The sequence below is a fragment of the Knoellia sp. Soil729 genome, assembly GCF_001427985.1.
GTDB lineage: Bacteria > Actinomycetota > Actinomycetes > Actinomycetales > Dermatophilaceae > Knoellia.
In genome coordinates, this window is sequence record NZ_LMSA01000004.1 from 192,890 (window position 1) to 212,122 (window position 19,233).

Annotated in this window: 17 protein-coding genes and 1 riboswitch; of the genes, 3 read left to right on the forward strand and 14 right to left on the reverse strand. The window is 70.5% G+C overall.

The window, feature by feature from the left end:
• Positions 1–41: 41 nt before the first annotated feature.
• On the reverse strand, positions 42–449 hold the full coding sequence (locus tag ASG74_RS14815; protein ID WP_082569796.1) for a LysM peptidoglycan-binding domain-containing protein: 408 nt from the start codon (positions 447–449) through the stop codon (positions 42–44).
• Positions 450–645: 196 nt separating this feature from the next.
• Here ASG74_RS14815 and lexA point away from each other — a divergent pair, with 196 nt between their 5' ends.
• On the forward strand, positions 646–1,395 hold the full coding sequence (lexA, locus tag ASG74_RS14820; RefSeq protein WP_056145283.1) for a transcriptional repressor LexA: 750 nt from the start codon (positions 646–648) through the stop codon (positions 1,393–1,395).
• A gap of 15 nt (positions 1,396–1,410) precedes the next feature.
• Here the strand turns inward: lexA and ASG74_RS14825 are convergent, their stop codons facing one another.
• The 4 genes from ASG74_RS14825 to ASG74_RS14840 all read right to left on the reverse strand — a co-directional run bounded on the left by ASG74_RS14825 (position 1,411) and on the right by ASG74_RS14840 (position 5,576).
• Positions 1,411–1,833, reverse strand: a complete 423-nt coding sequence (locus tag ASG74_RS14825) for a VOC family protein (protein WP_056145286.1) — start codon at positions 1,831–1,833, stop codon at positions 1,411–1,413.
• A gap of 44 nt (positions 1,834–1,877) precedes the next feature.
• Positions 1,878–2,762, reverse strand: coding sequence for a Sir2 family NAD-dependent protein deacetylase (locus tag ASG74_RS14830; RefSeq protein WP_056145368.1), 885 nt, complete (start codon positions 2,760–2,762; stop codon positions 1,878–1,880).
• A gap of 64 nt (positions 2,763–2,826) precedes the next feature.
• Positions 2,827–3,486, reverse strand: coding sequence for a response regulator (locus ASG74_RS14835; protein WP_056145289.1), 660 nt, complete (start codon positions 3,484–3,486; stop codon positions 2,827–2,829).
• The gene (locus ASG74_RS14840; RefSeq protein ID WP_200942635.1) at positions 3,483–5,576 is read right to left on the reverse strand and encodes a sensor histidine kinase; all 2,094 of its coding nucleotides are present in this window, start codon (positions 5,574–5,576) and stop codon (positions 3,483–3,485) included. The genes ASG74_RS14835 and ASG74_RS14840 overlap by 4 nt, the downstream gene beginning before the upstream one ends.
• A 196-nt stretch (positions 5,577–5,772) precedes the next feature.
• On the opposite strand from ASG74_RS14840, the gene ASG74_RS14845 reads away from it, so the two are divergent.
• Positions 5,773–6,423 (forward strand): hypothetical protein, encoded by a 651-nt coding sequence (locus ASG74_RS14845; RefSeq protein WP_156465429.1) that lies wholly within the window; start codon positions 5,773–5,775, stop codon positions 6,421–6,423.
• 33 nt (positions 6,424–6,456) lie between these two features.
• Here the strand turns inward: ASG74_RS14845 and ASG74_RS17275 are convergent, their stop codons facing one another.
• Positions 6,457–6,645: a hypothetical protein gene (locus ASG74_RS17275; protein WP_156465430.1), complete on the reverse strand. Its 189-nt coding sequence runs from the start codon at positions 6,643–6,645 to the stop codon at positions 6,457–6,459.
• A 115-nt stretch (positions 6,646–6,760) separates the two neighbouring features.
• Between ASG74_RS17275 and ASG74_RS14850 the strand changes: the two genes are divergently transcribed.
• Positions 6,761–7,705, forward strand: coding sequence for a LysR family transcriptional regulator (locus ASG74_RS14850; protein ID WP_056145294.1), 945 nt, complete (start codon positions 6,761–6,763; stop codon positions 7,703–7,705).
• 6 nt (positions 7,706–7,711) lie between these two features.
• Here ASG74_RS14850 and ASG74_RS14855 read toward each other — a convergent pair whose 3' ends face one another.
• The 8 genes from ASG74_RS14855 to leuS form a co-directional block, all read right to left on the reverse strand.
• Positions 7,712–10,090 carry a ComEC/Rec2 family competence protein gene (locus tag ASG74_RS14855; RefSeq protein WP_082569798.1) on the reverse strand — a complete coding sequence of 793 codons (2,379 nt, stop codon included), beginning with the start codon at positions 10,088–10,090 and terminating at the stop codon, positions 7,712–7,714.
• Entirely contained in the window at positions 10,087–10,836 is a 750-nt protein-coding gene (locus tag ASG74_RS17000) for a ComEA family DNA-binding protein (RefSeq protein ID WP_235499017.1), read from the reverse strand. Before ASG74_RS17000 ends, ASG74_RS14855 begins: the two co-directional genes overlap by 4 nt.
• Positions 10,837–11,128: 292 nt before the next feature.
• Positions 11,129–11,740, reverse strand: coding sequence for a glycerol-3-phosphate acyltransferase (locus ASG74_RS14865; RefSeq protein WP_235499020.1), 612 nt, complete (start codon positions 11,738–11,740; stop codon positions 11,129–11,131).
• A 13-nt stretch (positions 11,741–11,753) separates the two neighbouring features.
• Positions 11,754–12,596, reverse strand: coding sequence for a DegV family protein (locus ASG74_RS14870; RefSeq protein ID WP_056145297.1), 843 nt, complete (start codon positions 12,594–12,596; stop codon positions 11,754–11,756).
• Positions 12,597–12,631: 35 nt separating this feature from the next.
• Positions 12,632–14,080 carry an aminotransferase class V-fold PLP-dependent enzyme gene (locus ASG74_RS14875; protein ID WP_056145299.1) on the reverse strand — a complete coding sequence of 483 codons (1,449 nt, stop codon included), beginning with the start codon at positions 14,078–14,080 and terminating at the stop codon, positions 12,632–12,634.
• Between the two features lie 44 nt (positions 14,081–14,124).
• Positions 14,125–14,239: riboswitch (SAM riboswitch) on the reverse strand.
• Between the two features lie 74 nt (positions 14,240–14,313).
• Entirely contained in the window at positions 14,314–15,261 is a 948-nt protein-coding gene (locus ASG74_RS14880) for an NAD(P)H-hydrate dehydratase (RefSeq protein ID WP_082569800.1), read from the reverse strand.
• Positions 15,254–16,006 (reverse strand): histidine phosphatase family protein, encoded by a 753-nt coding sequence (locus tag ASG74_RS14885; RefSeq protein ID WP_056145302.1) that lies wholly within the window; start codon positions 16,004–16,006, stop codon positions 15,254–15,256. The genes ASG74_RS14880 and ASG74_RS14885 overlap by 8 nt, the downstream gene beginning before the upstream one ends.
• A gap of 28 nt (positions 16,007–16,034) precedes the next feature.
• Positions 16,035–18,950, reverse strand: coding sequence for a leucine--tRNA ligase (leuS, locus tag ASG74_RS14890; protein ID WP_056145305.1), 2,916 nt, complete (start codon positions 18,948–18,950; stop codon positions 16,035–16,037).
• Positions 18,951–19,233: the final 283 nt, after the last annotated feature.

Here is a 19,233-nt window from a genome sequence, read left to right on the forward strand (position 1 = left end):
CGAAGCGGTTCGGAGTGGGTGGCTCGTTCAGCGCGCGAGCGTCACTGCTGCGGGATGACGAGAGACTGGCCGGCGCGCACCTGCGCGCTGGACAGGTCATTGGCGGCTTGGATCTCGGCGACACCGGTGGCAACCGAGACGCCGCTGAGGTGCTCGGCCGCGATCTGGGACAGCGTCTGGCCCTGCTGCACGGTGACCGTCTCGACGGGAGGCGAGGCGGCGGCGCCTCCGGTGAAGGCGAGGAACGCGGCGACCAGAGCGGCGAGCACGATTGCGCCCGAGATGAACAGTCGGCCGATGCGGGTCAGCCGCAGGGTCGGCTGCGAGACCTCGCGGACCGCGTCGCCCGTGGGCACGAGGACGAGACGGGGCTGAGGCGTGCGACGCGGAAGGCTCCGCGGAACGGCATACCCATTGGTGGTGCCGTCCAGCACTGCAACTGCACTCATGGTGTCCTCCTGGGTCGATGTCACGATCGAAACGATGTTCGAACGAACGCTTGTACGATTTCTAGCACAGATGTTCGACGACTTCAAGACACGCGTCGAACAGGTGTTTGATCCGCGAGCACGAACTCCGTACGCTGCTTCCATGTCAGGAAGCCAATCAGGCACCACTGACAACGCCCTTCGAGGAGACGAATTCATGAGCGACAAGCGCCGCCAGGACGCCGACGACGTTGTCCATGAGCTGCCCGATCGCGATCCCGGTGACGGCACGCTGACCCAGCGCCAACGCAAGGTGCTCGAGGTCATCCGCAACTCCGTGGACCGGCGCGGCTACCCGCCGAGCATGCGCGAGATCGGCCAGGCCGTCGGCCTCACCTCCCCCAGCTCGGTGTCGCACCAGTTGCACGCCCTCGAGAAGAAGGGCTACCTGCGCCGCGACCCCAACCGGCCGCGCGCGCTCGAGGTCATCTCCCCCGACACCCCGACCGACATCCGCGGCTACCGCGGTGGGGCCACGCCCGACGACATCGACGCGGATCTCGACCCGACCGGCTCCGGCGACGCGAGGCCCGAGGCGAGCTACGTGCCGGTCCTGGGACAGATCGCCGCCGGTGTGCCGATCCTCGCCGAGGAGACGGTCGACGAGGTCTTCCCGCTGCCGAAGCAGATCGTCGGCGAGGGCTCGCTCTTCCTGCTCAAGGTCGTCGGCGAGTCGATGATCGACGCCGCGATCTGCGACGGCGACTGGGTGGTCGTGCGTCAGCAGCCCAACGCCGACAACGGTGACATCGTCGCCGCGATGCTCGACAACGAGGCGACGGTCAAGACGTTCAAGCGCAAGGACGGCAAGCTCTGGCTGCTGCCGCACAACCCGGCCTTCGACCCGATCGACGGCGACCACGCGACGATCCTGGGCAAGGTCACCGCGGTCCTGCGGCGCATCTGAGCCGGAGCGGCGGGCTCAGCCCATCATCTCGTCGATCGCCCGCTGGATCTCCTCGGGCGTCATGCTCGGCTGCGTCTGCAGGAGCCACTCGTGGCCGAAGGGGTCACGCACCCGACCTCCTCGCGCACCGTACGGCTGGTCCGCCACCTCGAACACGATCTCGGCGCCAGCAGCCACGGCACGCCCGGCCACCGCGTCCGGGTCCTCGCACACGACATCGACGATGACGGGCACCCCGCCGAGCCGGGCGGGAGAGCGGTCCGTGTCGTCCTCGTCCTTGAGCGAGATGAAGCCGCCGAGCAGCTGCATCGAGGCCATGACGACCGTGTCCCCGGCGGTGTACTTCTCCACGACCCGGGCGTCAAACGCCTTCTCATAGAAGGCGATGGCTGCGGGAGCGTCGTGGACGACGAGCTTGGGACGAAGCATGGAAGGCATCGCCCCACCCAACGCCCGTCCGGCCAGGACGTCAACCGTCGAGGTCAGTCGGAGCCGGCCATCACCCGCGGCAGAGTGACCTCCGCCAAGGCACTCAGCGTGACGCCGAGCGGTGCATCGATGCGATGCGTGGTCTCGGCTTCTGCGCGCGTGGGGCCCTTCGTGACGACGACGACCGGTATGCCGTGTGCGGCCGCCCGCCGCACGAACCGGTAGCCGCTCATCACCTTCAGGGACGACCCCAGCACCACGAGGACCGGCGCCGCGTCGGTGAGGGCGAAGCACTGCTCGACCCGCGGCTTGGGCACGGAACCGCCGAAGAAGACGACGTCGGGCTTGAGGGTGTCCTCACGGCATACGAGACAGCGCGGAGCGATGAAGGACTGCACCGCCTCGTCGTCAAGCACGATGTCGCCATCGGGACGGATCTGGCTGCTCACCCGCGAACCGTCACCGACGAGCCCCAGTGCGAGAGAAGCGAACTCGGGGTTGGCGTCGTGCATGTAGGCCTGCACGAGGTCGCGGTCGACCCGCTCCTCGCAGGTGAGGCAGACGACCTCGGCAAGGTTGCCGTGCAGCTCGATGACGTCCGTGGCGCCAGCACTCTGGTGGAGACCGTCCACGTTCTGCGTGATGATCGGGCCGAAGGCTCCCGCTCGTTGCAGCGCGGCCACGGCGAAGTGGCCCGCGTTGGGCTCGGCCGCGGTGAAGCGCTGCCACCCGATGAAGCTGCGTGCCCAGTAGCGCTGCCGCGCAGCACTGGTCGCGGTGAACTCCTGGTGTGACATGGGGGTGACTCGGCGGTTGCCGTCGGGCCCGCGGTAGTCGGGGATGCCGCTCTCGGTGGAGATGCCGGCACCGGTGAGGACGAGCGCCGGCCCCCGCTCGCGCAGCAGCGCGGCGACCTCACCGACCGAAACCTCACTCATGACCTCACGACTCACCCCGACATCGTAGGCACCCGGCGAGCCCAGCCCACATTCGTGCAACAGGTCATGGATGGCTCGGGTCGCGACCGAGCCCGGCGTCCCGCGCCCTGATGATCGCCTGGGTCCGATCGGCAACCTGGAGCTTGGCGAAGATGCGTGAGACGTTGTTCGCGATGGTCTTCGCGGCAAAGCCGAGTGCGTGGCCGATCTCGGCGTTCGTCCGCCCCGCAGCGATGTGGTCGAGGATCTCACGCTCCCGTGGGGTCAGCTCCGGGAACGACTGGTCCTGGCTCTCCCGTGGCGAGGTGAGGAAGGCCAGCACGCGCTCGGCCACCCCAGGTCCGAACACGACCTCACCTGCGGCGACGCCGCGGATCGCTCGCAGGATGTCGTCCTGCTCCGCGCCCTTGACGAGATAGCCCCGGGCGCCCGCGCGGACGGCGGCAAACACCGCATCATCGTCTACGGACATGGTGAGGACGAGCACCCCGGTCTGCGGCGAGAGGCGCGCGACCTCGCGCGTTGCGGCATACCCGTTGAGCTCTGGCATGTCGAGGTCGAGCAGCGCGACATCGGGCTTCGTCAGAACCACCTGACGCACTGCGTCCTTGCCATCGGCCGCGACACCAACCAGCTCGAGGTCGGGGATCGAGTCGATGAGCGCACTGAGTCCGGCTCGCACGATCGGATGGTCGTCGGCCACCACGACCCGAAGGACGTTCATGGCAACACGGAAGGCATCGGCGATGCCCGGGTCGGCGATCGCACGGGCAGCGAGACGCGGATGATCCCGCCCTCCGGTCCGGGTCCGGCCTCGAACACGCCCCCCAGCTCGGTGGCCCGGTCGGACATGGAGTGCAGCCCCACACCCGGCACCCAGGGTCCACCCGTCAAGCCATTGTCGACGACCTCGATCTCGAGCTGCTCAGAACACGTGAGGGTCAGCCGAGCGCGGTGGGCCGAGGAGTGACGCACGACGTTGTTGAGCGCCTCCACTGCGATGCGGTAGCCCGCGACCTCCACGGCCGCCGGCAGCTCTGGCAGGTCCGCGGGCGCACTGATACCTACGTCGAGGGCGCCACCGTCGGACGACCGGGTGAGCAGGGACGCGTACTGGGTCAGCGCATCGACCAGACCGAGCTCATCGAGCGCCGCTGGGCGCAGAGCATCCACGACACGGCGCAGCTCGGACAACGTCGTGCGAGTGTCGCGACGCAACGAGTGGAGGAGCTCTCCCACCTCGGCGTGATCCCCACCCAGGATGTTGGCGGCAGCATCAGCGGTCAACGACATCCCGGTGAGGGCCGGCCCCAGTCCGTCATGCAGGTCGCGTCGAAGCCGGCGTCGCTCCTCCTCCCGCGCGACCACGATCCGCTCACGGGACGCCTGCAGGTGGGCGGTGAGCTCCACGGCTCTCACCGCCACCGCGACGATGACCGCCACCACCTCGAGTGCCTGGCGGTCGCGTGCCGAGAGCTCACGCTCCCCCACGCGCGGCGAGACGTCGAGAGAACCCACGGGCTCACCGGCATACGCCAGGGGCAGCTGTACGACGAGTGGGCTCGGCGTGCCCGACTCGGCCACCGTCACACCGCCCGTGGAGACCGCGACGAAAGGTAGTCGCAGTGCCTCACGGATGGAGCCGGCCACGTCGTGGAGGGGATCGTGCCCCACCGCCAGGCGAGCCCCGACCCGCGAGACCACCCGGCCCGGCTCGTGGCTGTCACCGTAGATCACACGGTCCACGACCCGCTGCAACCGTGGAAGGACCGGGGCGAGCGCCAGTGCCACGACGACCGCCGAGATGCCGGCCCGACCGGTCGCCTCGACGGCCAGGTCGGCGAGGACTCCGGCGACGAGGACGTAGAGCAGGATCGCGAACAGCATGAGACCGGCCCAGGCGACGGCTCGCGACACCACGAGCCGGATGTCGAGGACCTGATGTCGCACGATCGCCACCGTGAGGGCGATCGGGATGAGAGGGATGGCGAGCAGGACACCGACCGGTGTCCCGGCGACGTAGGACCACGGCACGACGATGGCGAACACGACGGTCGCCGCCAGCAGGAGCCACAGCAGCTGGCGCCGGCCCGTTTCGTCGGCCCGTCGATAGCGGACCACCAGCGCCACCACGCCGAGCGCCAGGGCGCCGGTCGTGCGGAGCTCGGCCAGGGTCCACAGCCAGCCCAGCCGGTCATAGATGGGCATCGTGAGGTAGGGCTCGGGTAGTCCCGCGGCAAGGGTCCCCGGTGAGGCCCCCATCGCGAGGACGAACAGGGGTGCCGTGGCCGCGACGATCACCACCGCCGGACGCCAACGCCGGGAAACCGCCCGACCGTCGGGGAAGAGCAGCAGGGCCAGAGGCAGGAACAGTGCAATGGACCAGGGCCACGAGTAGGTGAACACCGTCTCGACGAGTCGCACCGACCACGCCGGGGCGTCCGCCGCGTGCAGGACGGCGGACAGCGGCGCAGCCATGGCGCTGAGCAGGTGCCCCGCACCATCACCGACGAACAACCAGCCGATCACGTGTCGGGGTCGGTGCCACAGGATCAGCGCGCCACACAGCCCGAACGTCAACCCCATCAAGGCGTTCGTCACGATGAAGGCGTTGAATGCATCGGCCCACGAGAATCTGGCGCCGTAGGTGAGGGACGCGGACAACGCCGTCCCGCTGACGGACAGGGCCGCCAGTGTCGCGGCCAGCGCCCGGCGCCGAGAGAGGACTGCCGGCGCCGGAGAGGCAGGCGACGACGGGAAGTCGGCCGGTGGGGCAGCCGGCGAGGGTATGGCCCACGGCATGGACCCGGTCATGGACCCAGTGTGCTCGCCGTGGGGTTCCCGCAGGTCGGGAATGTGTTCCCGGGACGCGTGACCACAGCCCGCAGACGGGGGACCACGCAAGGTCCGAGTGTGGAGTGGTCCGCTCCACCACTACCTGGAGGTCCCCATGTCCACGTACACGCCTTCGGCGATGTCGACGTCGCCCACGCCACCACCGTCGAGCGGGATGCCCACCGCACCCCGTCGGAGCCCCGCCGGGCGCCTCGGCATCCTGCTGGTCCTCCCCCTGGCTCCGGCGTTCATCGCCGTCCTGAGGTTCATCCTCCCCTACTACCAGAGCACCGAGAACGCTGACGTCGTCCGGGACGTGACCGCCCATCAGGGCAGCATGAACGCCGTCATCTGGCTCGGGTTCCTCGCGTCGCTGACCCTGCCCGTGGCGGCTGTCCTCGCCGCGCGGCCCTTCGCCGTACTGGCTCCCCGCCTCACCACGGTGGCCGAGTTCCTGCTCGTCCCGGCCTACCTGTGCCTCTCGTGGCTCGTCGTGGGCGACGCGATCCTCCTGCGCGGCGTCCGGTCGAGCGTCGACACCGCGACCATCGGCACCTTCTTCACCGGCCTGCACCCCGTGGCCGACCTCGCCGTCGGGATCTTCGTCGTGGGCCACGTGCTCGGGACGGTCCTGCTCGGTGTCGCGGCGATCCGAACCCGGGCCGTTCCCCTCTGGGCGGCAGTCGCCCTCACGGTCTGCCAGCCCGTCCACCTCATTGCCCTGGTCGTCCTGGGTAGCCCAACCCTCGACCTCATCGGGTGGGGGCTCAACGCCGTGGCGTTCGGCGTCATCGCCGTGACGATCGTGCGAACCTCCGAGGCGTGAGCTCCCCAGCGCCATCTGGGGCGACTCAGGGACTCATTCTCCGGGGCACGCGTTCTGGTGGACCAGGGCCCCGGTGACCATCCAGCGCCAGTCCACCACCGACCCGCCGGCGTGGGCTCCCGCACCGCATTGGCACTTCCAGTACCAGCGGCCCAGGGCGTCGCAGCTGACGTCCGGGTGGTGGCTGCGCCGGGCACTGCGCCGGCGAATCGTGGTGTTCATGTCAGGAAGGAGTCGCGGGTCCCGCGACAGATACACCCATCCGTCACCCAGCGCTTCCATCACGTCCTGTCACGAGGACTGGCACTGTGATAACTGAGCGTTATAGGATGGAGACATGATCGATGCAGCCGGCCTCCGCGTCATGCGCGCCATCGCCGATGAGGGCAGCTTCACGGCGGCGGCGCTCTCCCTCGGGTACTCGCAGCCCGCCATCTCGCAGATGGTGCGCCGCCTCGAGACCCGCACGGGGACCACCCTGGTGGAACGCATCGGCCGCAGCGTGCGCCTCACCGAGGCCGGTCAGGTGCTCGCCCGCCACGCCGGCCCGGTCCTGTCGGCGCTCGACGCCGCCGAGGAGGAGGTCGCCTCCATCGCCGGGCTCCGCTCCGGGCGGGTGCGCCTCATGGCGTTCCCGAGCGCGTCGGCCACCCTCGTCCCCAAGGCTCTGGCCAAGGTCAAGGCCGAGCACCCCGGCGTCTCGATCACCTTCAGCGAGGGCGAGCCCCGCGAGTCCCTCGCCGCGCTGCGCGCCGGTGAGTGCGACCTCGCGGTGGCCTTCGTCTACGAGGGCACCGACCTCGGCCGCGGCGAGGAGGACCTCGACGCCTTCGTCACCACCCCCCTGCTCGACGACGAGGTGCTGCTCGCGGTCCCCAACACGCACGCACTCGCACACTCCAAGAACGTCGACATGGCAGCGCTCAAGGACGAGACCTGGATCGCCGGCTGCCCACGCTGTCGCGGCCACCTGCTCCAGCTCGCGAGCACGGCCGGCTACGTCCCCGACATCGCCTACGAGACCGAGGACTACGTCGCGGTCATGGGCCTGATCGCCGAAGGGCTCGGGGTCGCCGTCATCCCCGACCTCATCCTCAAGACCGTGCACCACGAGGACGTCGCTGCCCTCCCCATGACACCGGCCTCGCGTCGTCACATCGTCGCGGTGACCACTCCGGACCTGCAGCGGGTCCCGGCGGTCAAGGCCACCCTCGACGCCCTCGTCGAGAGCGCCAGGTCCACCAGCGCCAAGACCCGCACGAAGGCCGCAGCGGCCCGCTGAGCCCGCTCATCGCGCCGTGACCACCTCGATCCGGTCACCGCGCTGGACGATGGCGATGCTCCCCCGCTGGTCGGTGCGATAGGCGGTGTAGCCGTCCCGACGCAGCATCGCGAGGTGCGCCGCCGTCGGGTGCCCGTAGTCGTTGTCCTTGCCCACGCTGATCACGGCGACAGGAGCACGCACCTCGGACATGAGGTCGGCGTCGAGGTTGGCGCTGCCATGGTGCGGTGCCTTGACGACGTCGAATCGCGCTGCGGCAGAGGACATCTCGAGGTCGCGCCGCATCCTCAGCACCAGGTCGTGGGCCGCCTCCCGCTCGACGTCGCCGAGCAAGAGCGCATCCACCTCACCCACGTGGACGGAGAGCACGACGCTCGCGTTGTTGGGCACCGACCCAGCTGCGATGCGACGCACCGGAGCCCACACCTGCGCGGTCACGTTCCCGAACGAGAGCCGGTCACCGGCGGCAACAGCAGACACCGGTATGCCGCGTGCGCCAGCCCACCGTGTCACCTCATCCACCTGGTGGGCCGGCTCCGCGATCGGTGACACCAGCACCTGCCCGACGGTCCGACCACCCAGGACTCCGGGCAGCCCGTCGACGTGGTCGGCATGGAAGTGCGTGAGCACGATGGCATCGATGGCCGTGATGTCGAGGGCGTCCAGGCATCCGTCGACCAGCGCCGGCTCGGGGCCGGCGTCGACGACGAGTGCTCGCCGAGGCCCGGTGCGGATGACGGCAGCGTCACCCTGACCGACGTCGCAGAACACGACCTGCCAGCCGTCGGGTGGCCACGTCACCACGCGGGTCGGCAGCGCCATGGCCGCGGTGAGGGCCGCGACGACCAGCGCGACCAGCGGTTTGGCCACGGCGAAGCGGCCGAGCCATCGACCACTGCCCAGCAGCAGGACGGTCAGCAGTGCGAGCAGGAGCGCGCCGCGCCCACCATCCGGCCACGGCATCGTGCCACCCGGCACGTCGGCCATGACCCGGGCCGTGCGCGCGATCCCAAGAGTGGGTAGGGCGCCGACCCACCCGATGAGCTGGGCGGGCGCATCGGCCACGACGGACACCAACGCGGCGGCGACGCCGGCGATCGTGGCTGGCGCGACCAGGGGCGCGGCGACGAGGTTGGCCACGACACCGACGATGCTCACCGAGCCCTGGAGCAGCACGATGAGTGGGGCGCACATCGCCTGTGCCGCAACGGGGATCGCGATCGCCGGTCCCATGAAGGCCAGCCTCGAGGGCAGCCTGCGCGCGATCGCGTCACCCCACGGCCGGGTGAACAGAAGCAGACCGAGCGTCGCGAGCGCTGAGAGCGCGAACCCGAACGAGCGAGCCATCCAGGGGTCCACGAGGAGCACGACGACGATCGCCCCCGACAGGACCGGCAGCCCTGCCGAACGGCGTGAGCGGCTCATGCCGATGAGGCCGATGAGCCCCATGGCGGCGGCGCGCACGACACTGGGCTCGGGCCGGGCGAGCACGACGAACCCGAGGATCGCCAGGGCGACGACGGGTGGGCGCCAGCGTCGGCCCACCCCGACGAGGACGCACAGCCCGAGCATCATGCCGCCCACCACCGCGATGTTCGAGCCACTCACGGCGGTCAGGTGCGTCATGCCGGTCGCCTGCATCGCCTCGGTGAGGTCCGGTGGAGTGCGGCTCGTGTCACCGATGACGAGCCCGGGCAGGAGCCCGCGGGCATCGGCAGGGGCCGGGTCGACCGCCCTGCGCAGCCCGGCCCGCAGGTGCTCGGCGACCTTGGCCACGAGGCCGGCCCGCCGCGTGACCTCCTGGCCGGAGACCCGCAGGACCGCCACCTCCGGATAGCCGGGCAACGGTGGAGCGAGCCGGCCGTGCAGGCGCACGGAGTCGTGCCACTTCAGCGCCAGAAGCTGCGGGTCACCCCGCAGAGAGATCGGCGCGTGGGCCGGGGTGCTGTGTCCTCGTCCCTCCACCCGGTGCGCCTGGGCCTTGACGAGGACGACCGGGTCACCGCTCCCCCGGGCCGCGAGGGTCCGGGGATCCGAGGTGATCGTCGCGTCGAGGGTGACCACCGCCCGGGCAGCAGTGAGATCGTCGAGCTCACCAACGCCCCTCAGTGCGTGCTGCCCCTGTGCGGCGACCTGGACCAGCAGCGCCACCCCGAGCATGAGCACGATCCGTCGAGCACGCCCCATGACGTGGAGCAGCACGACGGCACCGCCGAGGATGCCGGTGACGGTCCATCGAGGACCGGCCGACCACGTCAGAGTCACTGCGAGCAGGCTCCATCCCGCGAGCGCCGGCACGAGCAGGCGGATGTCGCTGAACTGCACCTTCTCGCGAGTCCACCCGTCGCGCCGTGCCCGCAGGCCGGGGTCCTCGGCAGCACTCACAACGTCACCTTCGGAGAGAGCTGGGCCAGCAGCTTGTCACCGATACCGCTCACCTCGCCCAGCTCTTCGATTGTCGTGAACCGTCCGTGCTCGGTGCGCCAGTCCAGGATGCGCTGTGCGAGAACGGGACCCACGCCGGGCAACGTGTCCAGCGCGGACAGGTCGGCGGAGTTGAGGGAAACCTTCCCGTTGGTTGCGCCAGTTCCCCCAGCGCCACCCGCAGACCCGGATGACCCACCACCGCCCGCCACACCGGACGAGCCAGAGCCACCCGGTCCGGGCGCCGCCACGAGCTCACCCGGCTTGGGGACGACGATCTGCTCGCCGTCCACGAGGATCCGCGCGAGGTTGACCGCCGCGAGGTCGGCTCCACGGGTCGCACCCCCGGCTGCCGTGACGGCGTCCCCGACCCGCACACCCGCCCGCAACCGGTAGACCCCGGGCTTGTCGACCTGCCCGACGACGTGCACGACCACAAGCCCTGCCACCGCGGCTCCGGGGCTCGCCGACGGTCCGGCAGGTGCCCCTTCACCGGCCGGAGATGACGTCGACGGCGAGCTCCCTGGTGAGGCCCGCGACAACGTGGAGGTGCCACGACTCACCCCGCTCGGTTCGGCACCGGCGACGCCCCGCGGCCCGACAGCCGTCCCCTTGTCATCCCCGGCCAACCACACCCGCGCACCGAAGACGACGGCGACCAGGGCCACGACCCCCAGCACCGCCGCCACCGCCGATCGACTCGGCACCCACCGCGCTCCCCGCAGGCTCACCGGCAGCTCGAAGACGGGCCCACGCGGCACCTCGAGCGGCCGATGCCTCCCGCGCCCGTCATCACCCCCGCGCCTGTCAGCGCCGCCACTCCTGTCATCACCCGGGCCACTCCCACCGCCGCGCACCCTCGCCGAGGCGCGCGGTGACACGGTGTCGGGTTCGCGGCGCAACGGCATACCGCGACGTTAGGAACGCGCGTAGCGCCGCCCAAGGCCGTGAGCCTCATCTGTGGACAGGCGGGGCGCAACCACCGGCTTGTGGACAACCTCAGGGGGTCAGGCGCCCCATCCAGGAGGCGATGTTGCTGCGGTGGCGGGCCAGCACGATCGACGCCATCACCACGAGCCATATCCCCACGCCTCGGTCGGGCGTGCCGTCAGCCCGCACCACGAGCCACACCCCCGCCACCCACAGGAACGCCGACGCCACCACGGACGCGTTGCCGAGCCTGCGCACGAAGGGGACGCACACGGCGAAGACGACGAGCGATGCCAATGCCACCCACGGCACCACCGCGAGGATCGCCCCCACGGAGGTGGCCACGCCCTTGCCGCCACGGCCACCGAGGTAGGGGCTGTAGATGTGGCCGAGCACGCAGGCGATGCCGGCGACGAGCGCCACCCAGGTGTCCATCGTGAGCATCACGACCAGGGTCGGCACGAAGCCCTTGAGCACGTCGATGACCCCGACGACAATGCCCCACTTGCGGCCGAGCGCCCGTCCGAGGTTGGTGGCACCGGGGTTGCCCGAACCCACCGACGAGACCTCGACCCCACGCCACCGGCCGATGATCGTCGCCGGGTTGATCCCGCCGATCGCGAAGCAGGCCGTGGCCACGACGAGGGCCACCACGATGGTGCCGGTGGTCGACAGGGTCACGGTCGTGCTCGGCTCAGACCCGAGGGCTGACCGCGATGGCCAGGGTCCCCGGCCCGACGTGCGCACCGACGACCGCTCCGAGCTCGACGACCATGACGTCCTCGATCCCGTCGATGCGGGAGTGCAGGCGCTCAGCGAGCTTCTCGGCGCGCTCGGCGGAGTCGAGGTGGTGCACCGCCACGTCGACCGCCTGCGAGCCGGCTGCCGCGACGGCGAGCTCCTCGAGCCGCGCGATGGCCTTGGAGGACGTCCGCACCCGCTCGAGCGGGACGATCGCCCCGTCGGCCAGGCCGAGAATGGGCTTGATGGCCAGCGCCGAGCCGAGCAGCGCGTTCGCCTTGCCGATCCGTCCGCCACGCCGCAGGTGCTCGAGGGTGTCGACATAGAACACGACGGTCGCCCGGCTGCAACGGGCCCGCACAGCCTCCGCGACCTCCTCCGCGGTCGCGCCACCAGCGGCGAGAGTGGCGCCGGCGAGGACGGCATATCCCATCGCCATGCCCATCGAACGGCTGTCGATCACGGTCACGGGAACGGGCGACTGGTGTGCGGCGAGCTGCGCCGAGCTCAGCGTGCTCGACATGTCCGCCGAGATGTGCACCGAGACGATCGAGTCCGCACCCTTGTCGGCGAGGTCGCGGTAGACGTCGAGGAACGCCTGCGGCGCCGGGCGCGACGTCGACACGGGCTTGAACCCGCGCAGCGCCTCGGCCACCTCGCGCGGCGCGATGTCGACGCCCTCGCGCCGCTCCTGCCCGCCGACGACGACGTGGAGCGGGACGACACCGATGCCGTGCCCCTCGACGAGGTCAGCGGACAGGTATGCCGTGGAGTCGGTGACGAGTGCGGTGGCCACGCTCCGAGGTTAGTGCTCGGACAGGAGCGTCGTGGTCACCAGGGCAGATCGACGAGCGTCTCGCGCTGGTCGCCGGCCGGCACCCAGCCGCGTCCCTCAACCCTGTCGTATGCCGTCCCCGGACCGTGCGTGGCCAGCTGCGCCACTGCTGTCAGCAGGCGCTCGACGTGCTCGTCGGTGGTGGCAAGGCCGGCACTGACCCGCACGGCGGTCGTGACGTCGGGCTCCTCGTCGGCCAGGAGGGTGTCGACGAGGAGGTGCGCGCAGAACTTGCCGTCGCGCACGCCGATGCCGTGCTCGGCCGACAGCGCAGCCGAGACGAGGGAGGAGTCGAGGCCCTCGAGGGTGAAGGCCACCACCGGCGCGCGGTCCGCGTCATCGCCGAAGATGCTGAAGGTCTCGACGCCCTCGATGGCGCGCAGGCCGTCGACGAGCCGCGAGGTGACCCGCGACTCATGGGCCTCGACGGCACCACGGTGCTCGCGGATGGCGGCGCAGGCCGCGGCGAGGGCGACAGCGCCGAGGACGTTGGGGCTGCCGCCCTCGTGACGGGCCGGGCCGGTCTGCCAGGTGGTGCTGAGGGGTCCGACGCTGGCCGTGGCCCCGCCGCCAGCGAGGTAGGGCGCGGCGGCGTCGAGCCAGTCGGCGCGACCGACGAGGACGCCGGCGCCATAGGGGGCATAGATCTTGTGCCCGCTGAACGCGGCGTAGTCGACACCCAGCGCGTCGAGGTCGATGCGGCGGTGGCCGGCGAGCTGTGCGGCATCGAGCGCGACGCGGGCGCCTCGGCGCCGGGCGATCGCGGCGAGGCGCTCGATCGGCCAGTACTCACCCGTGACGTTGGAGGCGCCGCTGAGGACGACGAGCGTGCTCGAGGACGTGCTGCGCCGGAGCGCGTCGGTGAGCAGCGCTTCGGCGTCCTTGTGGGTGAGCGGCACGGGCAGGCGCGTCGTGCGACGGGCGTCCCACGGCAGGAGCGTCGCGTGGTGCTCGGTGGCGAAGACGATGACCTGCGTGCGGCGCGGCAGCGCGCGGGCCAACAGGTTGAAGGAGTCGGTGGTGTTGCGGGTGAAGATGACCTCGTCACCCTCGCGGGCACCGACGAAGCGGGCCACCTCGTCACGGGCGGCCTCGTAGTAGTGGCTCGACACCTGGCTGGCCCACCCCTGTCCGCGGTGGACGCTGGAGTAGGTCTCGGTGGCCCTGTCGACCGCAGCCTTGACGCTGACCAGGGCCGGGGTGGACGCGCCGTGGTCGAAGTTCGCGTACTCGACGAACGTGCCGTGGCAGGTCGGGACCCTGGGCGCCGCGACGACTGCAGGGACCTGGTGTGCCGGTGCCTCGGTCGGCGCCGTCGGGGCCGGAGCCGCCGGGCTCGGTGAGGTCTGGGCCAGGGCAGTCGTGCGCGGAGCGGGGACCGAGCGCAGCCACGGCTGACGGCGTTCGCGGGTGAAGGTGTGCGGGATCGAGCTGGCGATCGACATGTGGTGCTCCCTGGAGAGTCGTTGGACTCTCGAAGGTGCTCGCGAGTCCGCGCTTGCCGACTGCGATGCTGCAGCCGACCAGGTCGTCACCCGGAGCACCCCACCGCGGAGGAGGGTTGCCGACCAGCAAGCCGGGGCTGAACACTGGTACTCGTGACCTTGGTTATGGAGTCTAGGGCTGGAGCGCCGGCCCGGGGGACCCGCAGTCCACGATCTGGAACGCGGCGAAGCGTTCAGTCCCCGCGCAGCGAGCCGAGCACGAGCGGCAGCTGCGGCGGAATCTCACCGGCGAGGTAGCCGACCCGACCCAGTCGCGCGGCGAGGTCGTCGCCTGCGGCGGCGTGGACGTACTTCGCCCAGACCAGCGCCTGCACCAGCCCGGCCCTGCGCGACAGCAGCCCGAGGGCGGCCCCGGCGACGACATCACCGCTGCCCGAGGTGCCCAGTCCGGTGTCGCCGGTTGTCACCTGCCAGACCTTGTCGCCGGCGACGATCCAGGTGTTGGCGCCCACCACCGCTCCGAACCGGCGCGCCACCGCGAGCGCCGCCTCGACCACCTCGTCGTCACCGGAGAGCGTCTCCTGCTCCACGAGGCGGGCGAGCTCACCGGAGTTGGGAGTGAGGAGTAACCGCCCGGAGAGGCGTTCGACGACCTGCACGGAGACGTCCGGCAGGGTCGTTGCCCCGAAGGCGTCGAGGACGACCGGTGTGTCGTCGGGCAGAACCGTGACGACCTCCTCGAGCAGACGGGCCGCGCCCTCGGCGTCGGAGAGACCGGGACCGAGGAGCACGGCGTCAGCGCGCGACAGCTCCTTCTCGAGCAGCGCGCCGGCCCGCTCGCCGGTGATGGCGCCCTCGTCGTCCTGGGGCAACCCGGTGGTGCCGCACTCCGGCAGGGCGACGGCGACCGGCATCGCGACGTCATCAGCCGTGCCGATGTGCAGCCGGCCCGCACCCATCCGCAACGCTGATGTCCCTGCCAGCATGACTCCGCCCGGCGTGGAGCAGGAACCACCCACGACGAGGGCGAGCCCGCGGCTGTACTTGGTGCCATCCGGCTCGGGCAGCGGCCAGGAGCGCAGGAGGGCCGGCGTGACGAGACGTGGTGAGCCGGGTGAGCCACCCTCCACGCCGGCCGGGACGTCCTCGCGGTCCTCGCGTCGGGCCGTGTCCTCAGACATGCTCGCCCCCGACCTCGTCCGACGCTCCGGGCTGGTCGGTCACCTCGATGCCCTCCTCGCGCAGGTGCGCGTCGAGGTTGTAGTCCGTCACGACCCAACCGGTCGCGGAGTCCTCGTCGCGCTGCAGGCGGCAGATGGCGGCGTTGCGCAGCCCGTTGGTGCGTGCCCGATCGAGGACCTCCTTCTCGTTGAGGCCCTCGGCGACATAGCAGAAGAGCAAGATGACGACGTCGTGCGCGGTGATGAGGATGCGCTCGTGCTTCTCGGTGTGGGCGAGGTCGGTGAGCACCCCACGCACCCGCAGTGCCACGTCGGCCCACGACTCACCGCCCGGTGGCCGGTAGTAGAACTTGCCGAGCCACTCGCGCCGCTCCGCCTCCTGCGGGAACTGCGCGATGATCCCTTGCGCGGTGAGCTGGTCGGTGATGCCCATGTCCCTGTCCCTCAGCCGCTCGTCGACGCGGTAGTCGAGCTCGACGTCGGCCACGGCGAGGGCACGGTCGGCCGTCTCGCGGGCTCGACGGTAGGGACTGGTCCAGATCACCTGGGGCTGCTCGTCCCCGGGCAGTCCGCTCAACCACCGGCCCACGGCGTCGGCCTGCTGCTGCCCGGTCTCCGACAGCACCACGTCGGGGTCCCGGGCGGGGACGTCGATGCGGTCCAGGTGATCGCGCTGAGCCTGCTCAGCGGCGACGTTGCCCTCGGACTGGCCGTGTCGGACGAGGATCAGCTGGGTCAGCGCCATGCGCCGAGCCTAGAACAGCACGAGCACCTCAGAGCGGGACGACGTTGACGAGCTTGGGGGCCCGCACGATCACCGTGCGCACCCCCCCGGCCGTCGCCTCGAGCACCTTGGGCAGGGCGAGCGCCTGCTCGCGCAGGTCGTCCTCGCTGATGTCGGCCGCGACCTCGATGCGGTCGCGCACCTTGCCCTTGATCTGGATGACGCACGTCACCGAGTCCTCGACGAGCAGCGCGGGGTCGGCCACGGGGAAGTCCTCGTGGGTCAGCGACTCCGCGTGCCCCAGACGCGACCACAGCTCCTCGGCGATGTGAGGCGCGAGTGGAGCGACCATGAGCACGAGCTGCTCGGCCGCCTCGCGCGGCACCGCGTCGAGCTTCGTCAGCGCATTGTTGAGCTCGATGAGGCGGGCGATCGCCGTGTTGAAGCCCAGCTCGTCGTAGTCGCGGCGCACGGCGTCGATGGTCCGGTGGAGCACCCGCGCCGTCGGCTCGTCCATGGGCGCCTCGGCGACGCGGACCTCGCCGGTCTCCTCGTCGACCACGTTGCGCCACAGCCGCTGCAGGAAACGCTGCGACCCCACGATGGCGCGGGTGTCCCAGGGCTTGCTCTGGTCGAGCGGGCCCAGGCCCATCTCGTAGAGCCGCAACGTGTCCGCGCCGTACGCGGCATACATCTCGTCCGGCGACACCATGTTCTTGAGCGACTTGCCGATCTTGCCGAACTCACGGGTCACCGGCTTGCCCCGCCAGGTGAAGCTCGGGTGCCCGTCGGCGCCGACGCCCTCCTCGACCTCGGTGGCCTCGACCGGCTGACCGCGGTCGTCACGGAATGCGGCGGCCTGGATGTAGCCCTGCGAGAAGTAGGTGCGGAACGGCTCCTCGCTCGAGACGTGCCCGAGGTCGAAGAGCACCTTGTGCCAGAAGCGCGCATAGAGCAGGTGCAGCACCGCGTGCTCGACGCCACCGATGTAGAGGTCGACTCCCCCGGGGTCCCTGGTGCCGGCCGGTGCGCCGTCAACAGCGCTGTCACGAGGGCCGATCCAGTACTCCTCGTTGGCTGCCGACACGAGCTCGTCGCGGTTCTCGGGGTCGAGGTAGCGCAAGTAGTACCAGCACGAACCGGCCCAGTTGGGCATCGTGTTGGTCTCACGGCGATAGCTCTGGACACCGCGGCCGTCACCGAGGTCGAGCTCGACGTTGACCCAGTCCTCGACCCGGCCCAGCGGCGGCTCCGGAGAGCTCTGCGCGTCCTCGGGGTCGAACGTGCGCGGGCTGTAGTCCGGGACCTCCGGCAGCTCGATCGGCAGCATGGACTCGGGCACACCATGGGCGCTGCCGTCGGTGTCGAAGACGATGGGGAACGGCTCGCCCCAGTAACGCTGGCGGCTGAACAGCCAGTCGCGCAGCTTGTAACTCACCGTCGCCTGGCCGTGGCCACGCTCGACGAGCCAGTCGATCATCGCCGCCTTGGCCTCGGCGACCGGCTTGCCGTTGAGGTCGATCGAGTCGTTGGCCGAGTTGATCGCCGGGCCGTCCCCGGTGAAGGCCTCGTCCTCGGGATGTCCCTCACTCGGCTGCACGGTGCGGATCTTCGGCAGATCGAACACGTCGGCGAAGTGCCAGTCGCGCTCGTCCTGGCCGGGCACCGCCATGATGGCGCCAGTGCCGTAGCCCATGAGCACGTAGTCGGCGATGAAGATCGGCAGCTGCTCACCCGTGGCCGGGTTGGTCGCCCAGGCACCGGTGAAGACACCGGTCTTGTCCTTGCCCTCGATCTGACGCTCGACGTCGCTCTTGCGGGAGGCCGCACGCCGGTATGCCGTGACCGCAGTCTGCGGGCCCGGCTTCCCACCGGTCCAAGCCGGGTTGGTCCCGGGGGCCCACTCCCCTTCGGGCACGAGGATGTCGACGAGCGGGTGCTCCGGCGCGAGCACCATGAAGGTCGCCCCGAAGAGCGTGTCCGGGCGGGTGGTGAAGACCTCGATGGGCTCCGCGCCCTCGTGCGTTCCGACGACGGGGAACGCGACCCGTGCACCGTGGCTGCGACCGATCCAGTTGCGCTGCATGGCCTTGACCTTCTCGGGCCACTGCACCCGGTCCAGGTCATCGGCGAGCCGGTCGGAGTAGTCGGTGATCCGCATCATCCACTGGCGCAGGTTGCGTTTGAAGACCGGGAAGTTGCCCCGCTCGGAGCGTCCGTCGTTGGTGACCTCCTCGTTGGACAGCACCGTGCCCAGCCCGGGGCACCAGTTGACCGGAGCCTCGGACGCGTAGGCGAGGCGGTGGCTGTCGAGGATGTCGGCGCGCTCGAGGTCGCTGAGGTCCTCCCAGCCACGCCCGTCGTCCGAGGGCAGGGCGCGCTCCCCCGAGGAGTACTCGGCGACGAGCTCGCTGATGGGCCGGGCGCGGCCGCGTCCACCATCGGCGCGCTCGGCGTCGCGGTCGTACCAGGAGTTGAAGATCTGGAGGAAGATCCACTGCGTCCAGCGGTAGTAGTCCGGGTCCATGGTCTGGATGGATCGGCGCTGGTCCAGGCCGAGCCCGAGCCGGCGCAGCTGGCGCGCCATGATGACGATGTTGGCTTCGGTGGTGACGCGAGGGTGCTGTCCCGTCTGGACGGCATACTGCTCGGCCGGCAGGCCGAACGCGTCGTATCCCAGGCAGTGCAGGACATTCTTGCCGAGCATCCGGTGGTAGCGCGAGTACACATCGGTGGCGATGTAGCCCAGCGGGTGGCCGACGTGCAGGCCGGCACCGCTGGGATAGGGGAACATGTCGAGGACGAGCAGGTGCCCGCCATCGCGCTTGGCGAGTTCGTCGGGGTCCGCGAGGGAGCCCTGCGGGTTGGGCGCGTTGAAGACCCCGCTGCTCTCCCAGCGGTCCTGCCAGGCCAGCTCGATCTCGTCGGCCAGCTCGGCCGTGTAGCGGTGCGCCGTCTCGCTCATGTCATTCCTGCCTGTTCGAAGCCCTGCTCGGGAAGCTGCCCACAAAAAAGCCCCTCACACAGGAGGGGTTCGCCGCGGTGACGTCCGGTGGAAGCGTCAGCGCGGCTGGAGAAGAAGGAGCCGCCGTGCCATGGGCACAGAGTATCTCAGGCACGCAATGCCCCCAAATGAACAGGTCCCCGGACATGAGAAATGGCCCGCCATGGTGGTGGCGGGCCATTTCCGTGAATGGTTGTCCGGCTGCGTCCTACTCTCCCACACCGTCACCAGTGCAGTACCATCG

What these genes read in the sequence shown, in the direction of transcription:
- ASG74_RS14850 (WP_056145294.1), top strand. Translation starts at nt 6,761, where the DNA reads ATGATCGATGCAGCCGGCCTCCGCGTCATGCGCGCCATCGCCGATGAG.
- ASG74_RS14825 (WP_056145286.1), bottom strand. Translation starts at nt 1,833, where the DNA reads ATGCCTTCCATGCTTCGTCCCAAGCTCGTCGTCCACGACGCTCCCGCA.
- ASG74_RS14840 (WP_200942635.1), bottom strand. Translation starts at nt 5,576, where the DNA reads ATGACCGGGTCCATGCCGTGGGCCATACCCTCGCCGGCTGCCCCACCG.
- leuS (WP_056145305.1), bottom strand. Translation starts at nt 18,950, where the DNA reads ATGAGCGAGACGGCGCACCGCTACACGGCCGAGCTGGCCGACGAGATC.
- ASG74_RS17275 (WP_156465430.1), bottom strand. Translation starts at nt 6,645, where the DNA reads ATGAACACCACGATTCGCCGGCGCAGTGCCCGGCGCAGCCACCACCCG.
- lexA (WP_056145283.1), top strand. Translation starts at nt 646, where the DNA reads ATGAGCGACAAGCGCCGCCAGGACGCCGACGACGTTGTCCATGAGCTG.
- ASG74_RS14835 (WP_056145289.1), bottom strand. Translation starts at nt 3,486, where the DNA reads ATGAACGTCCTTCGGGTCGTGGTGGCCGACGACCATCCGATCGTGCGA.
- ASG74_RS14885 (WP_056145302.1), bottom strand. Translation starts at nt 16,006, where the DNA reads ATGGCGCTGACCCAGCTGATCCTCGTCCGACACGGCCAGTCCGAGGGC.
- ASG74_RS14830 (WP_056145368.1), bottom strand. Translation starts at nt 2,762, where the DNA reads ATGAGTGAGGTTTCGGTCGGTGAGGTCGCCGCGCTGCTGCGCGAGCGG.
- ASG74_RS14845 (WP_156465429.1), top strand. Translation starts at nt 5,773, where the DNA reads ATGCCCACCGCACCCCGTCGGAGCCCCGCCGGGCGCCTCGGCATCCTG.
- ASG74_RS14880 (WP_082569800.1), bottom strand. Translation starts at nt 15,261, where the DNA reads ATGTCTGAGGACACGGCCCGACGCGAGGACCGCGAGGACGTCCCGGCC.
- ASG74_RS14875 (WP_056145299.1), bottom strand. Translation starts at nt 14,080, where the DNA reads ATGTCGATCGCCAGCTCGATCCCGCACACCTTCACCCGCGAACGCCGT.
- ASG74_RS14815 (WP_082569796.1), bottom strand. Translation starts at nt 449, where the DNA reads ATGAGTGCAGTTGCAGTGCTGGACGGCACCACCAATGGGTATGCCGTT.